The 10,118-nt window shown below is 49.9% G+C and carries 8 protein-coding genes and 1 CRISPR repeat array; all 8 genes read left to right on the forward strand.

Annotated features, from left to right (window positions below; genetic code table 11):
• Positions 1-126 (forward strand): ClbS/DfsB family four-helix bundle protein, encoded by a 126-nt coding sequence (locus QM579_RS07510; protein ID WP_414998550.1) that lies wholly within the window; start codon positions 1-3, stop codon positions 124-126.
• A gap of 366 nt (positions 127-492) precedes the next feature.
• Complete coding sequence (gene cas3 / locus QM579_RS07515) at positions 493-2,988, forward strand: CRISPR-associated helicase Cas3' (protein ID WP_414998551.1); 2,496 nt, start codon at positions 493-495, stop codon at positions 2,986-2,988.
• Between the two features lie 12 nt (positions 2,989-3,000).
• Positions 3,001-3,789 (forward strand): type I-C CRISPR-associated protein Cas5c, encoded by a 789-nt coding sequence (gene cas5c / locus QM579_RS07520; protein ID WP_414998552.1) that lies wholly within the window; start codon positions 3,001-3,003, stop codon positions 3,787-3,789.
• A gap of 5 nt (positions 3,790-3,794) precedes the next feature.
• Positions 3,795-5,813 (forward strand): type I-C CRISPR-associated protein Cas8c/Csd1, encoded by a 2,019-nt coding sequence (cas8c, locus tag QM579_RS07525; protein ID WP_414998557.1) that lies wholly within the window; start codon positions 3,795-3,797, stop codon positions 5,811-5,813.
• 1 nt (position 5,814) lies between these two features.
• Positions 5,815-6,666 (forward strand): type I-C CRISPR-associated protein Cas7/Csd2, encoded by an 852-nt coding sequence (gene cas7c, locus QM579_RS07530; RefSeq protein WP_414998553.1) that lies wholly within the window; start codon positions 5,815-5,817, stop codon positions 6,664-6,666.
• 467 nt (positions 6,667-7,133) lie between these two features.
• On the forward strand, positions 7,134-7,775 hold the full coding sequence (cas4, locus tag QM579_RS07535; protein ID WP_414998554.1) for a CRISPR-associated protein Cas4: 642 nt from the start codon (positions 7,134-7,136) through the stop codon (positions 7,773-7,775).
• Complete coding sequence (cas1c, locus tag QM579_RS07540; RefSeq protein ID WP_414998555.1) at positions 7,772-8,791, forward strand: type I-C CRISPR-associated endonuclease Cas1c; 1,020 nt, start codon at positions 7,772-7,774, stop codon at positions 8,789-8,791. The genes cas4 and cas1c overlap by 4 nt, the downstream gene beginning before the upstream one ends.
• 4 nt (positions 8,792-8,795) lie before the next feature.
• Complete coding sequence (cas2, locus tag QM579_RS07545) at positions 8,796-9,086, forward strand: CRISPR-associated endonuclease Cas2 (RefSeq protein ID WP_414998556.1); 291 nt, start codon at positions 8,796-8,798, stop codon at positions 9,084-9,086.
• Between the two features lie 435 nt (positions 9,087-9,521).
• A CRISPR array of direct repeats spans positions 9,522-10,085; the repeat unit is 32 nt; unit sequence GTCGCTCCCCGTGCGGGAGCGTGGATTGAAGA.
• The last annotated feature ends 33 nt before the right edge of the window (positions 10,086-10,118 follow it).

Here is a 10,118-nt window from a genome sequence, read left to right on the forward strand (position 1 = left end):
ATGAACCTCATTCAACAGTGGGAAAAAGAGGAACAAGAAGGGCGCATCCCGGAAATGCCCGAGCCCGGCATTAAATGGAATAAGCTTGGGCAATTGCATCAGCAGTTCTATGCTTCATACCGTTAATATTCCATGCAGGAAATGAAAGTTCTGTTTTTAAAGAAGGTGGAAGAATTTTGCGTCTGGCTTGATTCATTGCGGACGTCGTTAGCTATATTGGATCTCGTCTGATACTATCAGCTAATTGAATCAAAGTTTTGATGCCGTCACTTAGGACGCGCCGGGTGATAAATACATTTTTGAAATGTAAATTAATAAAGTTAGTCTCTAATGATATATCTTAAGAGTTTTTTTGTTTCCGGGCATCTGCCCCTCACATTTTGAAGGAAATTTAGCCTTGTTAATTGACACTAACACAATAAAGATAATAGCATTTTAAATAAATTTATTGCGTCGCATGACACGTTTTTCAAAGGGGCTTAAGGGGGCATTATGGCAGATTTGCCAGGTTGCTGTGTAGCTCATGTTGCTCAGTTCAAAGCTGATACTTCTGTTCGGGCACAACCTCTTTCTGAGCATTTGTGTAACGTGGCGGAGTTAACGTCTGTTGCAGCAGCCAAGGCCGGATTACCTCTGGCAGGTCATCTTGTGGGCTTACTGCATGACTTTGGTAAATATTCAATTGAATTTCAAAACTATATCCTTTCTGCTGCTGGCAATATCACATCTGATGAACCAGGCTATACCGATTACATCGCTCTCAAGGGTAAAATAAATCATGCCTTTGCAGGGGGACAGCACCTCTGGAAGTCTCTGCAAGGCAATGATACCCAAAAAGCGATTGCTCAGATGCTCGCCCTGTGCATTCTGTCACACCATTCCGGCTTAAAAGATTGCGTAACCCCAGATGGTAAACATGCTTTTACCAATGACTATATGGTACGCCCAGAGAGCAAAACGCATCATGACCAGTGCGAGCAACGGTGCGATCCCGCAATTTTTTCAGCAATAGAAAGTGAAATTTCAGATGCGTTATTGCTGGAAGTATTTGCTGGCCTTAAAAAGTTGCAACACAGGGTAATGGGCAGGCAGCAAGTCAAAGCAGGCAGCAATGATCAATCTGATTGTGAGAACAGCCGTGATTTTCAGCTGGGCCTGCTGGTGCGATTTTTGTTCAGCTCTCTGATTGACGCAGACCGTACTGACAGTGCCGATTTTGAAGACCCAAATGTCGCAGCTATCCGGGCAGGCAGGCCATGCCGCTCTTGGGATGTGTTGGTGCAGCGGCTGGAAGCAGACCTGGCTCAAAAAAGTCAGCAACATGCCATTGATCGTATTCGGGGCGACATTTCTGCCCATTGTGCCCGGCGTGCCCAGGATGCGCCGGGAATCTTTTCTCTCACTGTACCCACTGGCGGTGGAAAAACGCTGGCCAGCCTCAGATTTGCTTTGCTGCATGCTCAAGAGCATCAGATGGACAGGGTTATCTACATTATCCCATACACCTCTATTATTGACCAAAATGCCGATGTAGCCCGAAAAATCCTTGAGCAGGATGAACCACCCGGGTCAATAGTGCTTGAGCACCATTCCAACTTCATGCCCGATGAGAGCGCGAATGCTGAAGAGGTCGCCAGCCAATGGGAAAAATTATCTGAAAATTGGGATGCTCCTGTTGTTTTCACCACGATGGTGCAGTTTCTGGAAAGTCTGTTTGGTGCAGGCACCAGCTCTGTTCGCCGGATGCATAATCTCGCGCGCAGCGTGATTATTTTTGATGAGGTGCAAACTGTTCCTGTGCGCTGTTTACGCATGTTTTGCAATGCGGTGGATTTTTTGACCGGGCAGTGTGGTTCTACCGCAGTGCTTTGCACCGCAACGCAACCCCGCCTGGGTAGTTTGCCGCACCCGCTGCGCGGCAGTTTAAACTTGAAGCCCCACATGGAAATTGTGCCAGACGTTCCAGAGTTGTTTACAAACCTGAAGCGCACAGTATTTTTTGATCACTGCCATACCGATATGACCGCCGAAGACATTGTCGCCCTTGCGCAGAAAGAGCAGCGGGAGCAGGGTTCGTGCCTTGTGGTTTGCAACACCAAGGGGTTGGCAGAAAAAATTTATACGCTCTGTAAGAAAGAAGATGGCGTAACTTACTACTATCTGAGCACTAATTTGTGCCCAGCGCACCGTATGGAAAAGCTTGAGGCCATGCGCGCTGATTTGAAGAACGGCCATCCTGTGCTTTGCGTAAGCACGCAACTTATCGAGTGCGGTGTCGATATCAGTTTTCGGTCTGTTATCCGTCTGGCTGCTGGCTTGGATTCCATCCTACAGGCGGCAGGTCGTTGTAACAGGCATGGCGAAAGCGAACCGGGTAGAGTGCATGTGGTGCGTGTGGACGCTGCTTTGGAAAATTTGAGCTGGCTTAACGACATAAAGGAAGGACGGGATACTTTTCTTGATACTGTGCGTGTGAGGTATGCCGATGAGCTGTTGGCATCAGGGTATGACCTCACCATGCCGCAGTTGGTTGCAACATATTTTGACTATTATTTTCATCGCAGGGGAGCACTGCTTTCTTATGCTGCCGGGGATAGCAATTCATTGCTTGATATGCTGGGAAGTAACAGGCTTGCTACAGGTAAAAGCCGTTTCCCCATGCTGAGTCAGTCATTCAGCTCAGCAGCAAAACTCTTCAAGCCAATAGATTCAATAGCCAAAAGTATTTTCGTTCCCTATGGAGAGGGCAAGGCCATTATTGCTGATCTTTGTTCATCAGATTTGCTGTATAAAAAGTATGAGCTTTTACGTAGAGCGCAACGGTTTTCTGTAAACATCTTTCCTCATACAGAGCGTGAACTTATTGAGAGAGGCGCCTTGTATCCGGTGCAGGATAGTGGCATGTTTGCTTTGAAGCCAAACTTTTACTGCAACGATCAAGGCGTAGTCACGCAACCAGTGCATAATCTCGATCTTTGTAATTTTTGATAGGAGGATTGAGTGAATAACGACATATCCTTTACTGTTTATGGGCGTTACGCCCTTTTTTCCGATCCGGTAACTCGAGTTGGTGGAGAAAAGTGTTCTTATCACATCCCCACATATGAAGCTCTTAAAGGTATAGTAAAATCTATATATTGGAAGCCTACCCTGATTTGGGTGATTGAAAAGGTGCGTGTTTTGCAACCTTTTCGCACGCAAACCAAAGGCGTAAAGCCAATCAGACCCACAACAGGTGGGAATGATCTTTCCATCTATACCTATCTGTCAGACGTTGCGTATCAGGTAAAGGCCCGCTTTATCTGGAACGAGCACAGGCCGGAATTGAAGCAAGACCGCATAGAAGGCAAGCATTATGAGATAGCCAAGCGCATGCTTGCGCGCGGCGGCAGACAGGATATTTTTTTGGGAACGCGCGAGTGCCAAGGATATGTTGAGCCTTGCAGGTTTGGCGAAGGCACGGGTGCGTACGACGATCTGGAAGAGCTGGCGTTTGGTCTCATGTTTCACGGCTTTGACTACCCTGATGAAACAGGAACCTCCAACTTTGGCGCCAGATTCTGGATACCTGTGATGTGCAAAGGGGTTATTGAATTTCCCCCGCCAGATGACGCATCACTTTTGCGCAAAGAAATTCGTGAGATGAAGCCCAAGGTTTTCCACCCCGACAAGAACTATGCGGGTTGTGATGAAGAAGAATTGCGCCGCCTATTGCAGGAGCCCGAAACCGTGGCTTACCCTGACGCCCGAGATCTGCTTTCTGAGGGGGCACAAGGGGGTACACTGTGAGTTGGATGCAAAAACTTTTTGAAACCTATGAGGTTTGCTCCCAAAATCCCGCTTTTATAGATCCGCCACAGGCGGAGAACGGAGGCAAAGAAGCCCCTGCTCTTATGCCTGTGAGCCATACCAGCCAGCAGGCGCATATCCATGTTGTGATTGATGGGGATGGTACTTTTGTGCGGGCGGAGCTTCTGCCTTTAAAGATGCAGTTTATTATTCCGGCAACGGAAGATTCAGCCGGGCGTACCAGTGGTGATTCCCCTCATCCACTGGGTGACAAAATCCACTATTGCGCCAAAGATTATTCAGGTGGCAAAAAAAATCTTTATAATCTTTATGCTGCTCAGTTGCAGGCATGGTGCGACTCTTCCTACAGTCATCCAAAAGCCAAGGCTGTATATGCCTACGTTTCAAAGGGGCATTTGGTAGAAGATTTGCTGCAATGCGGCGTATTGCGCGGTGAATCTTCACAAAATCTGCAAACTGAGCCGACCGAGGCAGACAAAGAAAGCGGTAAAGACAGTATATTTAACCGACTGCAACCCAAAAAAATTGGCAATCTCACAGTACGCGATCAAGGCGATGCCTTGGTTATATGGAGCGTGGTCAACCTGCCTGATGATATGGAGCCGCGCACCTGGAAGGACGTCAGCTTGCAGCAGGCTTGGATGGCATACGATGCATCTATGATGGACCAAAAGGGATTCTGCATGGTGCAGGGATTGGATTGCGCTGTTGCTACAAAGCACCCGCGCAATATTCGCCGCCCTGGTGATGGCGCAAAACTTATTTCTTCCAATGATTCCGCAAATTTTACCTACCGTGGACGTTTTCTGGAGCCGGAACAGGCCTGCACTGTCGGCTATGAGGTAAGTCACAAGGCCCACAACGCACTGCGCTGGCTTATCGCGCGGCAAGGCTACCGCAATGGCGATCAGGCTGTTGTAGCTTGGGCTGTCAGCGGCACATCTGTGCCCAATCCGTGTGAAGATTTTTTCGACTTGGATGAAGATGATCTTTTGCGTGACGACGCTCCCTCGGTTCAAGTAGATGTGGATACCGCTTCACAGCCCTTTGTTCCTCCAGCAAATATGGCGCTGTCTTTTGCCAAAAGGCTGAACAGGGCTATGCTGGGGTACAAGGCTGATCTTACAGAAACAGATGGCATAATCATTATGGCTATGGATGCCGCCAGTCCCGGTCGGCTTTCCGTAACATTTTATCGTGAGCAGATGGTCAGGGACTACCTGCATAATCTGGAAAAATGGCAAGAAGACTGCGCATGGGTACTGCCAGTACGGATTGCCGAAGAGGGCGACGGCCAGAGCAGACGCAAAATGCGCACCTTCTACCTAGCCCAGGCTCCTACGCCAGAAGTTATTGCCCGCGTTGCTTACGGCAGACGTATTGACGATAAGCTGCTCAAAGCCACGGTAGAGAGGCTGTTGCCGTGTATTGTTGATGGGGCATCTTTGCCGCGTGATATTGTTGAAAGCTGCGTGCGCCGGGCATGCAACCGTGCGGCGCATGAAGCCTGGGAATGGGCTGAGGTGCTGGGCGTTGCTTGCGCCATGTACAGGGGCTACTTCGCTAGGCACATTATAGAAAAGGAATACAGCATGTCACTTGATGAAACGCGTAAATCCCGTGACTACCTCTTTGGTCGGCTTCTGGCAGTTGCAGAATATATTGAGCGCACAGCTTTGGATAGCGCAGAGGTAAAACGCCCAACCAATGCCGAGCGATTGATGCAGCGCTTTGCCGACCATCCTTTTGCTACCTGGCGGCAGATCGAACTGCAGTTACAGCCGTATATTCAGAGGTTGAAAAGCGGTTCCCGCGTTGCGCTGCTTAGCCGGGCACAAAAAATCTGGAAAGAAATTTACGAAAATTTTGTTCCTGATGAATTTACTTCTTCCGACAAACTCAGCGGGGAATTTCTGCTGGGCTACCATTGTCAGTTGTCGGCCTTGTATGCCAAGGCAAACAAAGAAAACGCCACTGAAGCCAATGACCCGCAAGGAGTGTAACATGAGCCTGCAGCACAAGATCGATTTCGCCGTTATTCTCACCGTAGATCACGCGAACCCCAACGGCGACCCGCTCAACGGCAACCGCCCCCGTACTGACTACGACGGTTACGGTGAAATCAGCGACGTTTGCCTTAAGCGCAAGATTCGTGATCGGCTTATGGAGCACAAAGGGACGCAAGTTTTTGTACAGTCCGACGACCGTAAGCTGGACACTATGGCTTCACTTAAGGAAAGGGCTGAATCCGCAGAGTATGGTCTTGGCAAGGATGCCTTTAACCCCAAAAAATGCAGCAAGGAAGAAACCGCTCAAAAAGCGTGCGCAAAGTGGTTTGACGTGCGCGCGTTTGGTCAGCTTTTTGCCTTCGGCAAAGATGGTGACGCTGCGGGGGTTTCCATTGCTGTGCGCGGCCCGGTAAGCATTCACTCCGCCTTTAGCGTTGAGCCTGTCAGCGTGGCCAGCATCCAGATTACTAAAAGCGTCAGTGGCGAAGGTGATGGCAGCAAACGCGGTTCTGACACAATGGGCATGAAGCACCGTGTGGACAAGGGCGTGTATGTTTTTTACGGCAGCATCAATCCACAGCTTGCCGTTCGTACGGGCTTTAGTGATGAAGATGCAGCCGTGATTAAGGCCATTTTGCCCAGATTGTTTGAAAACGATGCTTCTTCTGCCCGGCCAGAGGGCAGCATGGCCGTCAATCATGTGTTCTGGTGGCAGCATAACTGCGCTTCTGGGCAATATTCCTCGGCAAAGGTGCATAAAAGCCTTACGGTTAATCCCGATGGCAGTTACATGTTGAATAATGAGGCCACGCCGGGCTTGAAGGCTGAAACTATTCTGGGTTTTTAACTCTACACCTAACTAGACTATACTCAAAGATAATGATTGCGATAAATCCGATCCTCTGCTAAAAAATCCTAACGAGGGATTCGTTTTTAATTTGGGATAAAGTTTCGGAGGGTTGTGATATGCGTATTTTATTAGTAGCAGGTGACTGTTCTCAAGGAGCGTGGCAGTCACCGTATAAGAAAGAGAGCCTTCCGGTAAGGTTTTGATCGATCATACGGAAGGCTCTAGAAGCTCCTGTTTTTTAAGTGTGTTTGCCTAATCTGTCAATGTGCGGGCAAACACACCTAATTTTTTTATTTTTGAACTGGAATGTGTTCCCACGAATGTAGCTCGCTAGCGCCCTTGTTGGATTGCGAGTCGCTCTGGACTCTAGAGCGTGGATTGAAGCGAGTATAGCCTGATTAGTTGTGGCAGACAGGCCCCCTCCCTTCGGGAGGGGGCACTAATCCTTTGTCAAGGAAGCCACCATGCATCACCACCCCCCAGCCGATTTCATACCTATATCGGCATTGCAGCATTATCTGTTCTGCCCCCGGCAGTGCGCGCTTATCCATCTGGAGCAACTCTGGACAGAGAACGTGTACACTGCCGAGGGGCGTCAACTGCACGAAAAAGCCCACAGCAATAAAGCGGAAACCCGCGGCGACTGCAAAACCGTTTCAGGTTTGCTGCTGTGCTCGCATACACTTGGATTGACCGGGCAAGCTGATGTTGTGGAGTTCCATCGCCTCGGCAAGGCCTGGCAGCCGTATCCCGTAGAATACAAGCGCGGCCGCCCAAAAAGCATGGCCGCAGACCGCATTCAACTTTGCGCGCAGGCTCTCTGCCTGGAAGAAATGCTGCACGTTTTCATTTCTGAAGGAGCGCTTTTTTACGGCAAAACCCGGCGGCGGCAGGTAGTGACACTCAACGAAGCTCTTCGGGATGAAACCCGCGCCACCATCCTTGCCGTGCAGGATTTGCTGAGCAAGGGGGCTACCCCTCCGCCTCCCCCCGTCGAAGTTGCCAACAACATTTGCCCGGCGTGCTCGCTGTGTGATGTCTGCTTGCCCCTTGCTCCGCAGACTTCTGCTGCGAGCTATCTGCAATCCGTGATGGAGGGCATATGAAACCGCTCCTCAATACGCTGTTTGTTACTACTCAAGAGAGTTATCTCGCTAAGGATGGCGAATGTGTAGCTGTTTATCAGGGGGATATGCTCAAGGGAAAAATCCCCATCCACACGCTCGGCGGTCTGGTGCTTTTTGGGCAAATTTCGTGCAGTCCCTTTTTGTTGGGCCACTGTGCGGAAAACGGCGTGACAGTATCGTGGCTGACCCAAAACGGACGATTTCTGGCATCCATGCACGGGCCAGTAAGCGGCAATGTGCTGCTGCGGCGAGAGCAGTATCGCAGAGCGGATGAAGACGATTCTTCTGCCGCCATTGCTGCTTCTATGGTTATTGGAAAAGTAGCCAACTGCCGCACAGTGCTTATGCGCACCGCGCGTGAACGCCCCCATGCTGAGCTTGATGCAGCCATTGCCCGGCTGGCCCAAAGCCTTTTGCGGCTGCGTGAACCTTTGCCACTTAATCTGGTTCGTGGAATTGAAGGTGAAGCCGCTCAGGCGTACTTTGGCGTTTTCTCTCATCTTATCCAGGCTAAAGATCCAGCTTTCCGCTTTGAAGGACGTAACCGCCGCCCACCACTGGATGCCGTTAATTGTCTTCTTTCCTTTTTATACACGTTATTGGCGCACGACGTTCGTGGAGCACTTGAAAGTAGTGGGCTTGATCCTGCTGTAGGTTTTTTGCACCGCGACAGGCCCGGACGCCCCAGTTTGGCATTGGATATTATGGAAGAGTTTCGTCCATATCTGGCTGACAGACTTGCCTGCACGCTTATTAATCGGGGGCAGGTGAAGGCCAAAGGCTTTCGGCGTACGGAATCTGGCGCTGTTATTATGGATGAAGCCACAAGAAAGGATGTGATCACCGCCTGGCAAGAACGAAAACAGGAAACAGTGGAACATCCATTTTTGCAGGAAAAAATGTCATCAGGCCTGCTATACCATTGTCAGTCGCGGTTGCTGGCTCGATATCTGCGTGGTGATTTGGATGCATATCCACCTTTTGTGATCCGGTGATGCTATGCTAGTTCTCGTCAGCTATGATGTAAATACTCAGGATGTTGCGGGTAAACGCCGTTTACGCAGAATTGCCCGCCACTGCGAAAACTGGGGGCAACGAGTGCAGTTTTCGGTATTTGAGTGCGTGGTGGATCCCGCTCAATGGGTAATTCTGCGAAACAATCTGCTAGGGTGTATGGATGAGGAGAAAGACAGCCTGCGATTTTATTTTTTGGGCGCAAGTTGGAAAAATCGTGTTGAGCATGTGGGTGCAAAACCCTCTTATGATCCGCAGGGAACATTGATTTTATAGGCAATGCACCGTGCATTGGTTTTGAATAGAAATATTTATTTTTATCGATGTGGCTGTATTAATTTATAAACGAAAACAGATTGATACAATCGCAGGCCAGAAAATATTACAGCGGCATGCTCTGGCAATTTTTTACCACGCACACCGCGATGTCTTTACACCTTTGTGAACTGGAAGAAGGGCAGCATCATCTAACAATGGCTATCCTTAGAAGGACAAGAGCGTGTGGCAGTGTGTGAAAAGTGCGGCCAATGTTTTGCGAGAACCTGTAGCGCACAGGTAATTACCGGGAGGTTCTCGATTTTATAATATATTGAAATTAATTACGATATTTTTATGTTCACCGTGTTTAAACCCCATTGCGTTTCGAGTCTTGTGACCTGCTCGAAACAGGGCTGGCAAATCATTGCTGGCCAAAGCAAAACAAGGGGCACAGTCGCTCCCCGTGCGGGAGCGTGGATTGAAGAGGCAGCGTCGAACACCGTCTTGTCATCGAAAATTGGTCGCTCCCCGTGCGGGAGCGTGGATTGAAGAAATCCAAGAGGAGAAACTATGGCTGTTAACGTCACGTCGCTCCCCGTGCGGGAGCGTGGATTGAAGACTCGTCCAGCAATAAGCGACAACACACGGGCGGGTCGCTCCCCGTGCGGGAGCGTGGATTGAAGATCTATTTTGCGTGTGGCTTCGCTTGGCTGAAGGAAGTCGCTCCCCGTGCGGGAGCGTGGATTGAAGAACACACATCCCGCCATCGTGGGACATCAGGCCAGGTCGCTCCCCGTGCGGGAGCGTGGATTGAAGAAATACGCTGCTGCGATGGTCTATTACAGTGAGGGGTCGCTCCCCGTGCGGGAGCGTGGATTGAAGATCTGCTGACGCGGGGTGCTCGTATCCAGATCCACAGTCGCTCCCCGTGCGGGAGCGTGGATTGAAGGCAGAAGATGCGCCCGTCCTTTCCTTCGGAGCTTTTGTCGCTCCCCGTGCGGGAGCGTGGATTGAAGGAACGCTTTTCGTTGTCATGAGGCCCAAGGGCAG

This window comes from Desulfovibrio sp. (genome assembly GCF_047607245.1).
Classification (GTDB): Bacteria; Desulfobacterota; Desulfovibrionia; order Desulfovibrionales; family Desulfovibrionaceae; genus Desulfovibrio.

Coding starts and splice junctions, on each gene's coding strand:
- cas2 (WP_414998556.1), top strand. CDS start 8,796: ATGCTAGTTCTCGTCAGCTATGATGTAAATACTCAGGATGTTGCGGGT.
- cas4 (WP_414998554.1), top strand. CDS start 7,134: ATGCATCACCACCCCCCAGCCGATTTCATACCTATATCGGCATTGCAG.
- cas3 (WP_414998551.1), top strand. CDS start 493: ATGGCAGATTTGCCAGGTTGCTGTGTAGCTCATGTTGCTCAGTTCAAA.
- cas8c (WP_414998557.1), top strand. CDS start 3,795: ATGCAAAAACTTTTTGAAACCTATGAGGTTTGCTCCCAAAATCCCGCT.
- cas1c (WP_414998555.1), top strand. CDS start 7,772: ATGAAACCGCTCCTCAATACGCTGTTTGTTACTACTCAAGAGAGTTAT.
- cas7c (WP_414998553.1), top strand. CDS start 5,815: ATGAGCCTGCAGCACAAGATCGATTTCGCCGTTATTCTCACCGTAGAT.
- QM579_RS07510 (WP_414998550.1), top strand. CDS start 1: ATGAACCTCATTCAACAGTGGGAAAAAGAGGAACAAGAAGGGCGCATC.